This window comes from Bradyrhizobium sp. SOJA106 (assembly GCF_059448745.1).
In genome coordinates, this window is record NZ_CM182549.1 from 6,429,155 (window position 1) to 6,443,872 (window position 14,718).

At 61.0% G+C, this 14,718-nt stretch carries 16 protein-coding genes; 5 read left to right on the top strand and 11 right to left on the bottom strand.

Annotated elements, in window-relative coordinates; genetic code table 11:
* Positions 1 to 56 precede the first annotated feature (56 nt).
* Positions 57 to 1,181 (bottom strand): glycosyltransferase family 4 protein, encoded by a 1,125-nt coding sequence (locus tag AC5V87_RS30340; protein WP_456836769.1) that lies wholly within the window; start codon positions 1,179 to 1,181, stop codon positions 57 to 59.
* Positions 1,182 to 1,747: 566 nt separating this feature from the next.
* Here AC5V87_RS30340 and AC5V87_RS30345 point away from each other — a divergent pair.
* Together AC5V87_RS30345 and AC5V87_RS30350 are read left to right on the top strand one after the other, a co-directional pair.
* A complete protein-coding gene (locus AC5V87_RS30345; RefSeq protein ID WP_495368674.1) occupies positions 1,748 to 2,203 on the top strand; it encodes an Hsp20 family protein in 456 nt (151 codons plus the stop codon).
* A gap of 79 nt (positions 2,204 to 2,282) precedes the next feature.
* Positions 2,283 to 2,780, top strand: coding sequence for an Hsp20/alpha crystallin family protein (locus AC5V87_RS30350; RefSeq protein ID WP_456843253.1), 498 nt, complete (start codon positions 2,283 to 2,285; stop codon positions 2,778 to 2,780).
* A 331-nt stretch (positions 2,781 to 3,111) separates the two neighbouring features.
* On the opposite strand, the gene AC5V87_RS30355 is transcribed toward AC5V87_RS30350, so the two are convergent.
* From AC5V87_RS30355 to groES, 7 genes are all read right to left on the bottom strand, one after another.
* Entirely contained in the window at positions 3,112 to 3,351 is a 240-nt protein-coding gene (locus tag AC5V87_RS30355) for a hypothetical protein (protein WP_495368675.1), read from the bottom strand.
* Positions 3,352 to 3,376: 25 nt separating this feature from the next.
* Positions 3,377 to 3,559 (bottom strand): hypothetical protein, encoded by a 183-nt coding sequence (locus AC5V87_RS30360; protein WP_456836766.1) that lies wholly within the window; start codon positions 3,557 to 3,559, stop codon positions 3,377 to 3,379.
* Positions 3,560 to 3,843: 284 nt separating this feature from the next.
* Positions 3,844 to 4,179 (bottom strand): hypothetical protein, encoded by a 336-nt coding sequence (locus AC5V87_RS30365; protein ID WP_495368676.1) that lies wholly within the window; start codon positions 4,177 to 4,179, stop codon positions 3,844 to 3,846.
* Positions 4,180 to 4,311: 132 nt separating this feature from the next.
* Entirely contained in the window at positions 4,312 to 4,770 is a 459-nt protein-coding gene (locus AC5V87_RS30370; protein ID WP_456836764.1) for an Hsp20 family protein, read from the bottom strand.
* A 534-nt stretch (positions 4,771 to 5,304) separates the two neighbouring features.
* A complete protein-coding gene (locus tag AC5V87_RS30375) occupies positions 5,305 to 5,637 on the bottom strand; it encodes a hypothetical protein (protein ID WP_495368678.1) in 333 nt (110 codons plus the stop codon).
* Positions 5,638 to 5,835: 198 nt separating this feature from the next.
* On the bottom strand, positions 5,836 to 7,458 hold the full coding sequence (gene groL / locus AC5V87_RS30380) for a chaperonin GroEL (protein ID WP_495368679.1): 1,623 nt from the start codon (positions 7,456 to 7,458) through the stop codon (positions 5,836 to 5,838).
* A 35-nt stretch (positions 7,459 to 7,493) separates the two neighbouring features.
* Positions 7,494 to 7,808 (bottom strand): co-chaperone GroES, encoded by a 315-nt coding sequence (gene groES, locus AC5V87_RS30385; protein WP_212470136.1) that lies wholly within the window; start codon positions 7,806 to 7,808, stop codon positions 7,494 to 7,496.
* 294 nt (positions 7,809 to 8,102) lie between these two features.
* Here groES and AC5V87_RS30390 point away from each other — a divergent pair, with 294 nt between their 5' ends.
* Positions 8,103 to 8,333 (top strand): hypothetical protein, encoded by a 231-nt coding sequence (locus AC5V87_RS30390; protein ID WP_456836761.1) that lies wholly within the window; start codon positions 8,103 to 8,105, stop codon positions 8,331 to 8,333.
* 43 nt (positions 8,334 to 8,376) lie between these two features.
* Here AC5V87_RS30390 and rpoH read toward each other — a convergent pair whose 3' ends face one another.
* Together rpoH and AC5V87_RS30400 are read right to left on the bottom strand one after the other, a co-directional pair.
* On the bottom strand, positions 8,377 to 9,270 hold the full coding sequence (gene rpoH, locus AC5V87_RS30395) for an RNA polymerase sigma factor RpoH (RefSeq protein WP_456836760.1): 894 nt from the start codon (positions 9,268 to 9,270) through the stop codon (positions 8,377 to 8,379).
* Between the two features lie 259 nt (positions 9,271 to 9,529).
* On the bottom strand, positions 9,530 to 10,402 hold the full coding sequence (locus tag AC5V87_RS30400; RefSeq protein ID WP_495368680.1) for an NAD(P)H-dependent oxidoreductase: 873 nt from the start codon (positions 10,400 to 10,402) through the stop codon (positions 9,530 to 9,532).
* A gap of 90 nt (positions 10,403 to 10,492) precedes the next feature.
* Between AC5V87_RS30400 and AC5V87_RS30405 the strand changes: the two genes are divergently transcribed.
* A complete protein-coding gene (locus AC5V87_RS30405) occupies positions 10,493 to 11,431 on the top strand; it encodes a LysR family transcriptional regulator (protein WP_495368682.1) in 939 nt (312 codons plus the stop codon).
* A gap of 224 nt (positions 11,432 to 11,655) precedes the next feature.
* Positions 11,656 to 12,108: an Hsp20 family protein gene (locus AC5V87_RS30410; RefSeq protein WP_456836757.1), complete on the top strand. Its 453-nt coding sequence runs from the start codon at positions 11,656 to 11,658 to the stop codon at positions 12,106 to 12,108.
* Between the two features lie 669 nt (positions 12,109 to 12,777).
* Here the strand turns inward: AC5V87_RS30410 and ftsH are convergent.
* Positions 12,778 to 14,619, bottom strand: a complete 1,842-nt coding sequence (gene ftsH, locus AC5V87_RS30415) for an ATP-dependent zinc metalloprotease FtsH (protein ID WP_495368684.1) — start codon at positions 14,617 to 14,619, stop codon at positions 12,778 to 12,780.
* Between the last annotated feature and the right edge of the window lie 99 nt (positions 14,620 to 14,718).

Sequence of the window (14,718 nt, forward strand, 5' to 3'; positions counted from 1 at the left end):
GTGCGCCGCTTTGGACGGTGCGATGGCACTCGATCCGGAGATGCGTATTGGCCCCCTCAGCTGGATTCCCTTTGCACTACAGAGGGCGCCCAAGCATGTGCGTGAGCGGTTAGATGTCCCGCGAAGCTCGGCAGGTGAAGCTCTGATGCAGCGCGCATGCGCAGCAGCTTTTGGTAAAGCTTGACGTATTCGGCAGCCATACGCGTTGCGGAGAAGCGCTCCTCAAAACGGGCGCGCACGGCCTTGCGGTCCAGCGCCAGAAGAGACGGCATGGCCTGCACGGCCTCTTCGATGCTTTTGACGATGCGCCCGGTGATCCCGTCTTCAACGACCTCGGTGACCGATCCCCGGCAGAAGGCCAGGACCGGCGTGCCGCATGCCATGGCCTCGATCATGACGAGACCAAAGGGCTCCGGCCAATCAATCGGAAAGAGCAGCGCTGCCGCGTTTCCGAGAAATTCCGTCTTTTCGCTCTCGTTGATTTCGCCGATGAACTCTACCCCCGGGCCGTTGAGCAGCGGCGAAATGGTCTCGCGGAAGTAGGCCTCATCCGCATTGTCGATCTTCGCGGCAATCTTCAACGGCAGTCCTGCTGCGCGCGCGATTGCAATGGCGCGGTCTGGCCGCTTCTCGGGTGAAATTCGCCCGAGGAAGGCGAGATAGTTACCGCGCGGGTGATAGGTCGGCTTGTGCAGATCGAGCGGCAGCCCGTGGTATACAGTTGACATGAAATTGGCTCGCGGCAGGGGCGCACGCTGCGCGTTGGAAATCGACACCAACGGCATCTCAGGAAAATGAGCATAGAACGGCATGTGGTCGGGCAGATCCTGGCGCCCGTGGAGGGTTGTTAAGGTCCGTCCCGCCTCGGTCCGAAAGAGTGGAAAATGCAAGTAGTCGACGTGGAAGTGGAGGACGTCGAACTCCCTAGCGCGCTCGCGCACCTTGTCGAGCAGCACCATTTGATGCGGTATGGAATTTGCGACAGCCGGGTCAAGGCGCAGGGCCCGCGGCGTGCAGGGAACGAGTTCGGCGGACGTGATGGAGTCCCCGCTCGCGAAGAGGGTGACCTTGTGCCCTTGCCTGACCAGCTCCTCTGTCAGGTAGTGCACGACCCTCTCCGTCCCGCCATAGAGCCGGGGCGGTACGCTCTCGAACAGCGGAGCAATCTGCGCGATCTTCATTGGTCCTCCATGCTTCCGATCGGATACATTGCTTTCAAACATGAGAGCCGGCCGGCTTTGCCACATGGCTACGCCGGCGCGCGGCAGCGCTATGAAGCTCGGAAGGAGCTGGTCGTTCCGGGGTCAGGTGCTTGGAGCGGCGGCCTGGCCGCGCTCGCCAAGCACCGGACCGATCGGGAGAGCCGATGTTGACCCCGAGCGCGGCAAAGCACGGCGGATCACTCGCCGGAAAGGATTCCAGAAGCGCCGTTTCGATCACATCGTCTAGGACTGCTGCCATGGTCACTCTCTTCGGCCAAGTGCGATGGGAGGGACCGGCCGAGGCGCAGCAGGATGATAGGAAAGAATCGTCTCAGACGGCCCCGCCGAAGAACATGGGTGCGGCATTGCAGCTTTCGCAAGATGCCGACGGGACTTGAAACGATTGGGCCCCCTCCTAACTTGAAGAGTGAAAGCGCGAGCCAATCGCGCAGCATCGCTGGGCGCCTGAGACAGGGCCCGGCTAGCGGGCGCCCGGCAGGTGTCCGAAGCGCCCAGAACCATGTTGCTCAAAGGAGGATATGGCTATGACCACGCTTGATCTCGCTCCCCTGTGGCGATCGACCGTCGGCTTCGATCGTCTGTTCGACCTTCTCGAGGACTCCGGCCGATGGACCGGCGGGGACAACTATCCCCCCTACGACATCGAACGCGTCGGCGAGGACCACTATCAAATCTCGCTGGCTCTTGCGGGCTTCACGCCCGACGAGGTCTCCATCACGGCCGAGCAGAACACACTGACCGTTGAGGGTCGCAAGGCCGAGAAGGGCGGCCACCGATATCTCTATCAGGGCATCTCTTCACGCCCGTTCCGGCGGGTCTTCAATCTGGCGGAGTACGTGCAAGTGAAGGGCGCCTCGTTCGAGAACGGCATGCTCAGGATCGATCTGATGCGGGAGGTCCCGGAAGCGATGAAACCGCGCCAGATTGCGATCAGTACAGGTGGCGACCACAAACCAGTTGAGAACAAGCAAGCGGCCTAACGCCGCCTGCTCGCAGTTGGAGCTCGCGGCGTGGCTCCGCCGCGTCGCGGGCGGTTGGAACAGAGAAAGGAGACACTCTATGGCTATCACCGATCTGATCCCCTGGAGCCGTGGTCGTGATCTGGCCCCCCGTCGCTCCGAAAACTACAATCCGGTTCTCACCCTGCATCGGGAAATGAACCGCTTGTTCGATGACGTCTTCCGCGGCTTCGATGTCGCGCCGTTTGGCGGCAGCTTTTTCGAGCAGTCGATGAATTGGCCGAGCATCGAGGTCAATGAGAGCGACAAGGATGTCAAGGTCACGGCAGAGTTGCCGGGCCTCGAGGAGAAGGACGTCCAGGTCGAACTCGCCAACGGCGTGCTCTCGATCAAGGGAGAGAAGAAGACCGAGACGGAAGACAAGGATCGCAAGTTCAGCGAGCGCTACTACGGCCGGTTTGAACGGCGCATCCCGATCGATGACGTAGATCAGGACAAGATCTCTGCCGCGTTCAAGAATGGGGTGCTGACGGTCACCATGCCAAAGCTGCCGCAAGCAGAATCCAAGGTGAAGCGTATCGCGATCAACTCGAAATGACAAAATCGACGGGAGCGGTCTCCGCTCCCGTCGTGCTTCTCAAAGCAATTGCCTTCCGGGGATGTGCCTATGGACACAAAGCGGAAATCCAGTTTTGCGGGCGCTTCGGATGTTGTCGCGCATGCGGAGATCGCGGTCCAGCACATCAAGGAGCTGAAAACGGCTTGCGCCAACGGCGACAAGAGCGCGGCGCGTCGATCATTGCGGCAAGCGATCAGCGAGCTAGAGCTAGCTCGCGCAATGGTGCGGAGCGGCATCGACTGACAACGGGCCAAAGGATCGATCGCTGCGCGCGTTGGCTGGGTTGCGCGCAGCATCGCTTCGCCCGGGACTACGCCGCCGAGTTGAAGTCGCTCCTCTTAGCCCGCTCAGCCGCTGCGCGGCGCACCGCAATCGCCATCCAATCTCGCAACAAGCCCCTGTCCTCCCTGGAAAACGACGCTCGCTGTTTGAGATCCTCGAGAGTCTCGCCGGGATGACATCGCTCGAAATCCTGGCGGATCAGCGATTCAAGATATGCCGTCTCATCTAGAGCGGCACCGCCCAAGCCGGAATCCGGCTCGATCGGCATTGGATGCCCCTCCTTTCCACGGTTCTCAAAGCCTGTCGGGGCTATCAACTGCGTCCAGCTCGGCATCTATTTTTTCGAGGAGACGCTCGATCTCCTCGCGCTCCCCTGGACCTGGATCTTCTTCCAAGCGGCTGATCAGGTGCTGCTTTCGGGTGAGGAGCATTGCCACGCTCGTCATCGGAGGTGTGAATTCGGGATGCTGGTACATTGGTCGCGGCCCTATCTTCATTATCGCGATGCAGCGGACACTCCGAGGCGCTCGGCCGGAGCATGCCAGAGTCCGCTCTGGATACGCGCAGAACTCACGACCGGAACGTCAGTTCCTCCGACGCTAATGGAGGCAATTCGTCCAGCGCAGGAACAATCGCCGTCGACAACATGATTGTTGGTCAACACATAGCCGCGCTTCGCATCGACGATGACTCCCGATCGGAATTTCCCAGAGCGCCGCGGCATGGCCCAGCAGCACGATGCCTCGGACAGCGTCTGTGATCAAGGCAGAGACTTCCGCTGTGCGGCGGCCCAAGGCCGCCGCAGCCGCATGGGGACGCCACCGCCAGGGGGCGGATCATCATCGTCATCTCTGTCGAGTTGCCGCAGCGCTGCCAGTATGTCCGCCAACTTCACAGGGTGGCCCGTTCCCGGGACCTCCCGAAGGTCGGGACAGGATTCCACGGTGTACATGTCCGATGCCCACGAGGACAGAATGATCCGCTTCTCGGGCGTCGAGAGCTTCTTGTCATTCAGGACTTCCGCCGGAGAAACGTAGTAAGCGGCGGGGTGGAAGAATGGGTGAAGACCACCGCCGTCGATCTTTACGTTAGTCATGGCTCGCCTCCCTATTCACTCCTTTCCAAGGGATGGTGCTCGAATTTTAGGTGGCGGCGCAGTCGATGTCGCCACATGTTGATGAGATAGGATAGAGAGCGACTTCCGTTGAGCGCCCATGGATCGAGGCTACTAAGCGACCTTCTTGTGCTCAATTTGCGACGAAGCAGCCGCTCCACTTCCGATCTGAATCTTGCGCGGCTTCATCGCTTCCGGAATCTCTCGAACGAGATCCACGATCAAGAGGCCATCCTGGAACGATGCCTGCTTCACCTGAACGTAGTCAGCAAGACTGAAGACTCTCCGGAACGGTCGCGCTGGAATACCTTGATACAGGTACTCGCGCGCAGCACCCTCGGATTTCCTGCCTTCGATCGTGAGAGCATTCTGCTCGGCAGTCACGGAGATATCGTTGACGCCGAAGCCTGCAACCGCCAGCGTGATTCGATAGTGGTCCTCGCCGGATCGCTCGATATTGTACGGCGGGTAATGGTCCTCGGTCGGCTGGCGTGACATGCCGTCGACGAGGTCAGCGAGATGATCGAAACCGACGGTGGTGCGCCAAAGTGGCGAGAAATCAAGTGTCCTCATAGCCAAGTCCTCCAAAGAGCAATATGGATACGAAGCAAGGCAGGATGGGAATTTCGGTTATGGTCGAACATCCCAATCCAGTGCCTCGTGCCGAGCCCGGCCTGGCGCTCGACACACCGCAGTCGCGGTCGAGAAACGAACTAGAACTGGCGCTCGTAAGTTCAAGAGGCCGTGCGCATTTTTTTGCAGCAGACGCTCGCCAGCGGCTCAGTGACTACGCGGCGAAGCGATCCGGGAAAGCGCCGTGGCGTAGATCATTTATCACTCGCTGCTCTCGCTCAATTCGCGCTTGATAGAGCTGGCGCTCTTGCTCGCTTTTCGCAGTTCGGAGAAGGGACTCGTAGTGACCGATCACCTTCTGGCTGCCTCGGATGAGGAAGTCGCGGACGCCAGGCCCGACGTTTGTGCTTGAGGCCGCGTCGGAGCCCCCGCGCAGGAAATGGTTCGCCGACTTCGGTCCGGACATGATTGTCGCTCGCTCTCGACGGCCTTGCATAAGGCAGCGAGCGGCCTTCGCGGGCCGCTCTCTGACGTTCAGCTTGTTGCCGCCAGTCCGGCGGGATGGGGCGTCGACTGCGGCCAGATGCTGGTCGGCGCGGAGGTCGGCAGCAGCAAGATGTCGATCTTCATCGTTGCCGCTGCAGGCTGCCACTTCAGCCATGGCATCGTGTCGAGATACGGGATTGGCGGCAATTGCACTCCAGTGAACGCACCCTGTGTGGCCTCGGCTCCCCGCGGGCTTTCCACGCCGTAAGCACCGAAGGCGGTCAGGGATATTGCGCTGCCCATGACTAGAGCGAGCAGCCGTCGCCGCAGATTGCGGTTGGTCTCCGTCCGGGCGGAGAACGTATGGTGATGGCTCAGCATCTATACTCCTCCAATCGTTCGAACACAGATCCAGGCAATGGTGACAAAGCTCAGGGAGAACATGAACCAATGGATCGCGTCCTGCCTCATCCTGAGCCGACGACGATTAGACCTATTCATGCGAGACTCCGTCTTTGGATGCGGTGTTCTCTCCTCTCGTTGGGTAGAGCCAGGCCGTGATCGGCCGGGCTCTTTTGTTCAGAAGTCCATGGCGGGAGCTGCCGGAACCGGTTCAGCCTTCTTCGGCTTCTCGGCCACCAGCGCCTCGGTCGTGATCAGCAGCGAAGCCACCGACGCGGCGTCCTGCAAGGCGGTGCGGACGACCTTGGCGGGATCGATCACGCCGGCTTTCACCAAGTCCTCGTACTCGCCAGTTGCCGCGTTGAAGCCCCAATTGTAGCTCTGGTGCTCCAGAAGCTTGCCGACGATCAGTGAGCCATCCTCGCCGGCGTTCTGCACGATCTGCCGAGCCGGCACCTGGATGGCGCGGCGAACAATGTCAATGCCGGCCTTCTGGTCCGCGTTCTCGGTCTTGATGCCGTCAAGCGCGTTAAGGGACCGCAGAAGGGCTACCCCGCCTCCGGGGAGAATGCCTTCCTCCACCGCCGCGCGCGTAGCGTGCATCGCATCGTCGACGCGGTCTTTGCGTTCCTTGACTTCGACCTCCGTCGCACCGCCCACGCGGATCACTGCGACGCCTCCGGCAAGCTTGGCGAGGCGCTCTTGCAGCTTTTCGCGATCATAGTCGGAGGTCGTTTCCTCGATCTGAAGCCTGATTTGCTGGGCGCGCGCCTCGATATCCTTCTTGGCGCCCGCGCCTCCGACGATGGTGGTATTGTCCTTGTCGATGACCACCTTCTTTGCGTGCCCCAGCATCTTCACCGTCACCTTTTCCAGCTTGATACCGAGATCTTCGCTGATGACATTGCCTGCGGTCAGGATCGCGATATCCTCCAGCATGGCCTTGCGACGGTCACCGAAGCCCGGCGCCTTGACGGCCGCGACCTTCAGTCCGCCGCGCAGCCTGTTGACGACCAATGTCGCAAGCGCTTCACCCTCGATGTCCTCCGCGATGATCAGGAGCGGCTTACCGGACTGGACGACCTGCTCCAGCAGCGGCAGCATTGTCTGCAAGCCGGACAGTTTCTTCTCGTGAATCAGAACGTAGGGATCCTCGAGCTCGACGCGCATCTTCTCGGTGTTCGTGACGAAGTATGGCGAGATGTAGCCGCGGTCGAACTGCATACCCTCGACCACTTCGAGCTCGGTATGCAGGCTCTTGGCCTCCTCGACGGTAATCACGCCCTCGTTGCCGACCTTGTTCATGGCGTCGGCCAGGAAGCGGCCGATCTCGGTATCGCCATTGGCCGAGATTGTGCCGACCTGGGCGATTTCATCATTGGAGGTGATTTTCTTGGCGTGTGATTTCAGGTCGGCGACGACCGCGTCGACCGCCAGATCAATACCCCGCTTCAGGTCCATCGGATTCATGCCGGCGGCGACAGACTTGCTGCCTTCCTTGAAGATGGCCTGGGCAAGCACGGTGGCCGTTGTGGTGCCGTCACCGGCGGCATCGCTCGTCTTCGAGGCGACCTCGCGCACCATCTGCGCGCCCATGTTCTCGAACTTGTCCTCCAGTTCGATCTCTTTGGCGACGGTCACGCCATCTTTGGTGATGCGCGGCGCGCCGAACGATTTCTCGATGACGACGTTGCGCCCCTTCGGACCGAGTGTGACCTTCACCGCGTTTGCCAGTGTGTCGACGCCCCGCAGCATGCGGTCTCGGGCCTCGGTTGCGAACTTCACGTCCTTGGCAGCCATTTTGATCTCTCCTTTCCTCTATGACTGTCAGCGCGCTATGCTGCCTTCTTGACGGTGCCTGCCTTGTCGATGACACCCAGAAGGTCGCTTTCCTTCATGATCAGGAATTCCTCGCCGTCGATCTTGACCTCTGTACCGGACCACTTGCCGAACAGGACACGGTCACCAGGCTTGACGTCGAGTTGAACGAGCTGGCCCTGTTCGTTGCGTGCGCCGGGGCCAGTGGCGACAATCTCGCCCTGCTGCGGCTTCTCCTTTGCTGTGTCTGGAATGATGATACCGCCGGCGGTTTTCTCTTCGGCGTCGAGACGTCGCACGAGCACGCGATCGTGCAAGGGACGGAAATGCATGCACATCCTCCTTGGGTAGGTTCAGCGATGTCCAAAATCCGGGTCCGTGACGGCCCCCGGGGCGAAAAAGCACCTAGGAGCGAGGGATCTACTTTCAAGAGGATGGAAGAAATTTTTTTGCGGCGAAGGCCGGCTCGTCGATACCGGTCGCGGCTCGCAGCCGGAGACTCCCCCCAGCGTCCCGAATCGCTCGCCGCACGTTGAAAACTGCGATCGTCACACCGAGATGTTTCTCGGCTGCAGAACAACTCTGCGCGGCAGATTGGAGCATCGTCGAAAGGAGGTTGACCAGAGATGCGGACCTTAATGATACTTGCTGCTCTACTCGGGATGGTGGTTTCGCTGCAGGCAAAAGAAGCGGATTCGTCGCGAGCAGCGCGAAACCCCGACGCCGCCGCCAAGCAGCTTGTCAGCAATTCAAGCGGCCAGCCGTCGGGCAAGCCCGCAAGAACAAAGTCCGATGGCCGCAAGGATCGTGATTTCTCGGCGGAAGCCATCGTGCCCAATATCTGCACCGGCTGCTGATCCACCGATCAGCAGCCGGCCAGCGGCTTTTCGTGTTCTGCTTCTAGTATGCGCTTGCTGAAGCAACCTCGAGATCCGGAAGGCGTGCGCACAGCATCGTCTTGATGCGCTTCAACGCACGCTGCTCGATCTGGCGGATACGCTCACGAGAGATCCCGAAGATATTGGCAAGATCGTCAAGCGTTCTTTGCTCTTCCGCCATGTAGCGGGCTTCGACGATGGTGCGCTCTCGCGGAGAAAGCGCACTCAGCGCCTCCGAGAGTGCGGCCTTCTGCCGTTCGCGGTCCCCGGCCTCCACGAGCAGGGTTTCAGGATCAGGAGATGAATCGGCGAGCCTATCCTGCCATTGCTCGCCTTCTTCGTCACTGAGCTGAACGTTCAGCGTCATGTCGCCACGGATCCGCCCGTTCATCTCGACGACGTCGGCTTTCTTGACCTGAAGATGCTCAGAGATCTGCTTCACCTGCTCCGGCGAAAGCTCTCCATCGTCCGGCGCACCAAGGCGTCTCTTCAGCTTTTGAAGGTTGAAGAACAGCTTTTTTTGCGCTGCGGTTGTGCCGAGCTTAACGAGTGACCACGATCTCAGGACGAACTCCTGCACCGACGCCTTGATCCACCAAGCAGCGTAGGTCGCCAGGCGAAATCCCTTCTCAGGGTCGAACCGCTTGACGGCCAGCATCAATCCGACGTTGGCTTCCGAGATGAGGTCGGCGATGGGCAATCCATAGCGCCGATATTTCAGCGCGATCTTGGCGGCCAATCGCAAATGGCTCGTCACCAGACGGTAGGCAGCTTCGCGATCCCCGGAATCCCGAAGACGCCTTGCATACATCACTTCTTCGGATGCATCGAGCAGCGGGAAGCTCCGGATCTCCTGCAGATACCGAGACAACCCGGCTTCCGAATGGATGGCAGGGAGGGCTGACTTGATTGACATGACTTGCCCTCCTTCAGAAGCCATTCCCGAGTCCGAACGGGCTGCCAAAGGGAAGATGCAGTCGCGAGAGCCTGCCGAGATGAGTGAGACCGGTGGACTGCAAAGAGTAGAGACAGCTGGCTTTCATATCCAAATCCTCCATCGAGCAAAATGGTACGAGCCGCCGCGTCGCCCGGCTTGGCTGGGCCCTGAGGGCACCCAACGACAGCCAGGCCGGCGGCGCCAAAAGAACCGCCAAGCCAATGGGTTGTTCCTCATATCAGTTAGCCAGTTCGTCGGAAGCCGAGCTGCCGCTGCCCGGTGAGGCGGGGGAGGAACCCAACGCGCGGGGCCTACTAACCTGCCTGGCTCCTCGATCCACGTGAAGTGCGAATCCGCTTGTCCCGGGCGCCTCGAGCCCCGCGCGGAGTTGCATGCTCGGGATCAGGTAGTCGCCACCATTCTGTCGCCGATACGGGATGGGCGCGGTGGTCGCGAGCCCGCGCATCCGCTCACGCAATCCTTCAGCGATCGACGTAAAACCGGCATCGTCCAGCCGGTCCACGCGGTAGACCACGAAGGGCGGAAGGACTTCATAGCCGGGATAGTAGAGAATGCCGTGATTGATGGGGAACAGCAGGTCGTCGATGGGTCCGTTAACGCCGCGACCCGAGTAGTGCTCCTCCCAGCCGCCGGCGGTCACGACCAGCATTGCGCGCTTGCCTTTCAGGGTTCCGTCGCCATAGCGATCGCCCCACCGCTTGTCGCTGTGTTCGCCGACCCCATACGCGAACCCGTAGGCGAACACCCGGTCGACCCAGCCCTTCAGGATCGCCGGCATCGAAAACCACCAGAGCGGGAATTGCAGAATCAGGACATCCGCCCACAACAGCTTTTCGATCTCGGCTTTCACGTCGCCGGTCAACGTCTCCGCCTCGAAAGCCTGCTTGGAGGCCGCGGCCGGCTTCAGCCGTTCACCTTGCCGCAGCGACGGAAAGTCTTCTCGATCAACCTCCGATTTCCAGCCCTGGGCATAGAGATCCGACACCTGCACATCGTGGCCGAGCTGTTTGAGCTCCCTAACCGCGACGTCAAGCAGCGCGCCGTTCAGCGAACGCGGCTCCGGATGGGCGAAGACAATCAAGACTTTCATGACAGCACCTCCTGATCACTGACGTTGAACAGGTAGCGCGCGGAGGCGCGATCAAGTAGATGTCGACGATGGATATGATTGTGCCGAAAAATGGATAAATCAGAAGTCACGCTCGAGCGCATGCGCAGCTTCGTTCGGGTTGCGGAGCGGGCCAATCTGTCCGCAGTCGCGCGCGAGCTCGGTGTCGGTCAGCCGACCATCACGCGGCATTTGCGAGAGCTGGAGGAAGCGATCGGCGTGCCCTTGCTCAGCAGAACCACGCGCCGCGTGATGATGACCGAAGAGGGGGCGCGCTATTACCGCGACTGCGTCCAGATCCTCCGCATGGTTGACCAGGCAAGCGAGGAGGCCCGCAGCGCACGAGGCGCGCCAGAGGGGACCGTGCGCATCTCCTGCACCGCGGCCTTCGGTGTGCTACACGTCAGCCGTTTCCTGTTCGCCTTCCAGGATCGCTACCCTGACATCCTGGCTGATCTCAGCCTTACCGACGAGCGAATCGACCTTGTGCGGGAAGGCGTCGACATTGCCATCCGGCTCGGGCCGCCTGGTGATAGCTCGATGAAGTTGAAGTCTCTCGGCCAATCGCGGCGGGCGCTGGTCGCCGCTCCACAATATCTCGCCGCGCGTGGCAGACCGACGCGCCCGCAAGACTTGGCGAGTCATGAGGGTATCAGGATGTCCAACATCGCCGGCAGCGATCTGCTCGTGCTCCACGGGCGTCGCGGCGGCCGGCACGTGGTGCCGTTCCGGGGGCGCTTGCGTGTTGATCATGGACTTGCCGCACGCGAGGCGCTGGCGGCCGGACGGGGGATCGCGCCTGCACATCTCTGGCTCGTGGAGGATCTCCTTGCCGCCAACAAGCTCGAAATGGTCCTGCCCGAATTCTCGCCACCTCCCGTTCCGCTCAACATGCTGATCGTTCCCGAGCGGTCAGGCATCGCCCGGGTGCGTCTGCTGATCGACTACCTCGCCGCGCAAATCGCGCGGACGCCGGGCCTCGAAAAGCCGGGGCTCACTGGTCGGACGTGACCGATCAAGCTCGGTCGAGCCCGCCGGGTAGGCTGCATGGCTCGCATCTCGCCTTCCATTGAACTCGCGGGCATAGGCCTTGAAAGTGGTTCAGGCCGCTCTAATTCCAACAGTGCAGCGTGCTGGATGCGCTGCTCCGGGTGCCTTCTGAGGACCCGGACATCGGGCGCCGGACACGGTGTCCGGCCGCTCGTAACCATGTTGCTCGAAAGGAGGATGTGGCTATGACCACCTTTGATTTCAGCCCGCTCTGGCGATCGACCGTTGGTTTCGATCGCGTGTTCGATCTGCTCGAAGATTCCGCTCAATGGACGGGCGACAATTATCCGCCTTACAATATCGAGCGGACGGATGAGGACCATTATCAGATCTCGCTCGCTCTGGCCGGCTTCTCGCCTGACGATGTGACCATTACGGCGGAGCAGAACGTGCTGACCGTCGAGGGCCGCAAGGCCGACAAGGACCCCCATCAGTTCCTGTACCAGGGAATCTCGTCCCGCCCATTCCGGCGGCAGTTCAACCTGGCCGAATACGTCCAGGTGAAGGGCGCTTCGTTCGTGGACGGAATGCTCAAGATCGAACTGGTGCGTGAGGTCCCCGAAGCCATGAAGCCGCGCCAGATCCCGATCAAGGCCGGCAACGACAACCAGAAGCTCGAGCACATGCAGACGGGCTAAAGCGCGATGAGATTTGGAGGAATCGTCATCGCGCTTTAGGTTGTTGTTTACGCATGATCTTTCCGGAAAACCGCTTCGCGCTTTTCCGGATCATGCTTTAGGCCTGCCGGCTGACTGTATCTCCCGTGCGGCTTGCGGCGACGCGGGAGATACAGCTCGTCTGCACCGGCCGGACGGCCGTTGCCGTTCGAACCGCTTCGGCGCGCATCCCAAGAGTTCGGAAGATAGCCATGGAAACTTGGATCTCAACGAATCTCCAGGACGTCGCGCGCCAGCTGCTTGCAGCTTTCGAACGCCACGGCAGTGCCGGCCGCCAGCCTCCCGGCAGAGTCAATTGCGGAAGAGCAAACGCATTCCGTGTTCTGGAGCCGAGGCGCGAGTGCTGACGTTCTCTCCTCGATCAATCGGGGTTACGCGGGATGGATGACTATCGAGATCTGGTGACTGTCAGCCTGGCGCTTGTGTGTGCCGGCGTCATGTTGGTCGCGGGGCAGCTCTATATCGAGCAACACCCTACACTGCCCGGTCGAGCTTCCCAGCAGCCTCAGACTTCGCCAGCCCTGATCTCGCACGCGCCGTTACCACAGGTGAACGCGACTGATCCGCACCAACGCGCCAAGAAGAACCGCACTGGCTGAACGTACAGCCTCCGGACGTGCCCCACTCTGCTCAAACAGCGCGCAGCCCTTCCTTGGGCATTTCCCGGACCAGCGCATCGATGTCGGCCTGCTCCAGCGTTTCCTTCTCCAGCAACTTCTTGGCGGCGCGGTCGAGGATCGGACGGCGCGCGGTCAGTATGCCTTCGGTCCGTTCAAGAACGCGATCGACAATGTCCTTGACCTCGCGATCCACAGCGGCAGCGGTTTCCTCCGCATAATCGCGCTCGCGAACCGGATAGGGCCGGTCCGCGCTCGCCAGGAAATTTCCGGGATCACGCTCATAGGCGACGCTGCCAAGCTGTTCCGACATGCCGTAGCGCGTCACCATGCTGCGGGCGATGTCCGTGACGCGGCGTAGATCGTCGGCCGCTCCCGTCGAGAGATGGCCGAACACGATCAACTCCGCAGCTCGGCCGCCCAGCAAGACCGCCATCTTGTTCTCGAGTTCCTCCTTGGTCATCAGGAAGCGATCCTCGATCGGCCGTTGAATGGTGTAGCCGAGCGCGCCGACACCCCGCGGGATGATCGAGACCTTGTGCACTGCATCCACGCCGGGGAATGAGAGCGCGACCAGCGCGTGCCCCATTTCGTGAAAGGCGACGATCTCCCGCTCCTTGGAATTGAGCAGCCGATTGCGCTTTTCCAGGCCGGCGACCATGCGCTCGACGGCATTGTTGAAATCGCTCATGCTGACGGAATCGCCGCCGCGCCGGGTCGCCAGGAGTGCCGCCTCATTGACCAGATTCGCGAGATCGGCGCCGGTAAAACCTGGCGTCAATGCCGCGACAGCATCGGGTGCCACGTCGGCTGCGACCCGCACCGTCTTCATGTGAACCTTGAGAATCTCGATGCGGCCTTTCTTGTCCGGGCGATCCACCAGCACTTGGCGATCGAAGCGGCCGGCCCGCAGCAGAGCGGGATCAAGGATTTCAGGGCGGTTGGTCGCGGCCAGGATGACAAGGCCTGAACGGGAATCGAAGCCATCGAGTTCGACCAGGAGCTGGTTCAGCGTCTGTTCCTTCTCGTCATGTCCGCCAGCAAAGGGGCCGATGCCGCGGGCCCGGCCCAGCGCGTCGAGCTCGTCGATGAAGATGATCGCGGGCGCCTTTTCGTGCGCCTGTTGAAACAAATCCCGCACGCGCGCGGCACCGACGCCGACGAACATTTCGACGAACTCCGACCCCGAGATTGAGAAGAACGGCACCTTGGCTTCGCCAGCCACCGCTTTCGCCAATAGCGTCTTGCCGGTGCCGGGCGGCCCGACCAGCAGCACGCCCTTCGGCATCCGGCCGCCTAGCCTGCCGTAGTCGGTGGGGTTCTTCAGGAAATCGACAACCTCCCGAAGTTCGTCCTTGGCTTCGTCGACCCCAGCAACGTCAGCAAAGGTGACGCCGGTGTTGGATTCGACGTAGATCTTGGCCTTGCTTTTGCCGATTTGCATCAGTCCGCCGCCAAGACCCCCGCCTTGTGCTATGCGCTGGCCGATGTACCACCAGACGCCAAAGAACAGCAGAACCGGCACGATCCATGAGAGCAGGTCGCGAAGGAACGTGCTCTCGATTTGCCCGGTGAAACGCACGTGGTATTTTTCAAGCTCCTGCGCGACGTCCTGGTCGACGCGCGTGGTCACGAATTGCTTCTGGCCCCCAGGCAGCGGCTCCTTCAGGATCCCCTGTACGGAGCGATCGGAGATGCCGACGCTGTCAACCTTTCCATCCCGGAGCAGTTGCTGGTACTCGCTGTAGGGGATAACGGCGATCCTGTTCGCCGTTACGATCGCGTACTCGATGAAGAACAGCGCACAGAGGGCGAAAATCGCGTAGGCGATGTTGAATCGGCTATTTTTGGTCATGCATAAAGCTCGATTTGTCTCCGGAACAACCGGAGAGGACGAGCTTGGTTTCAGCGGTGAGCGCCGGTTAGTCGGCTGCTCCGTCGGACGCTAGTTGCG

Coding starts and splice junctions, on each gene's coding strand:
- AC5V87_RS30390 (WP_456836761.1), top strand. CDS start 8,103: ATGCGGACCTTAATGATACTTGCTGCTCTACTCGGGATGGTGGTTTCG.
- AC5V87_RS30340 (WP_456836769.1), bottom strand. CDS start 1,181: ATGAAGATCGCGCAGATTGCTCCGCTGTTCGAGAGCGTACCGCCCCGG.
- groL (WP_495368679.1), bottom strand. CDS start 7,458: ATGGCTGCCAAGGACGTGAAGTTCGCAACCGAGGCCCGAGACCGCATG.
- AC5V87_RS30405 (WP_495368682.1), top strand. CDS start 10,493: ATGGATAAATCAGAAGTCACGCTCGAGCGCATGCGCAGCTTCGTTCGG.
- AC5V87_RS30365 (WP_495368676.1), bottom strand. CDS start 4,179: ATGACTAACGTAAAGATCGACGGCGGTGGTCTTCACCCATTCTTCCAC.
- AC5V87_RS30355 (WP_495368675.1), bottom strand. CDS start 3,351: ATGCCGATCGAGCCGGATTCCGGCTTGGGCGGTGCCGCTCTAGATGAG.
- AC5V87_RS30400 (WP_495368680.1), bottom strand. CDS start 10,402: ATGAAAGTCTTGATTGTCTTCGCCCATCCGGAGCCGCGTTCGCTGAAC.
- AC5V87_RS30370 (WP_456836764.1), bottom strand. CDS start 4,770: ATGAGGACACTTGATTTCTCGCCACTTTGGCGCACCACCGTCGGTTTC.
- AC5V87_RS30360 (WP_456836766.1), bottom strand. CDS start 3,559: ATGTACCAGCATCCCGAATTCACACCTCCGATGACGAGCGTGGCAATG.
- AC5V87_RS30375 (WP_495368678.1), bottom strand. CDS start 5,637: ATGCTGAGCCATCACCATACGTTCTCCGCCCGGACGGAGACCAACCGC.
- AC5V87_RS30350 (WP_456843253.1), top strand. CDS start 2,283: ATGGCTATCACCGATCTGATCCCCTGGAGCCGTGGTCGTGATCTGGCC.
- rpoH (WP_456836760.1), bottom strand. CDS start 9,270: ATGTCAATCAAGTCAGCCCTCCCTGCCATCCATTCGGAAGCCGGGTTG.
- ftsH (WP_495368684.1), bottom strand. CDS start 14,619: ATGACCAAAAATAGCCGATTCAACATCGCCTACGCGATTTTCGCCCTC.
- AC5V87_RS30345 (WP_495368674.1), top strand. CDS start 1,748: ATGACCACGCTTGATCTCGCTCCCCTGTGGCGATCGACCGTCGGCTTC.
- AC5V87_RS30410 (WP_456836757.1), top strand. CDS start 11,656: ATGACCACCTTTGATTTCAGCCCGCTCTGGCGATCGACCGTTGGTTTC.
- groES (WP_212470136.1), bottom strand. CDS start 7,808: ATGCATTTCCGTCCCTTGCACGATCGCGTGCTCGTGCGACGTCTCGAC.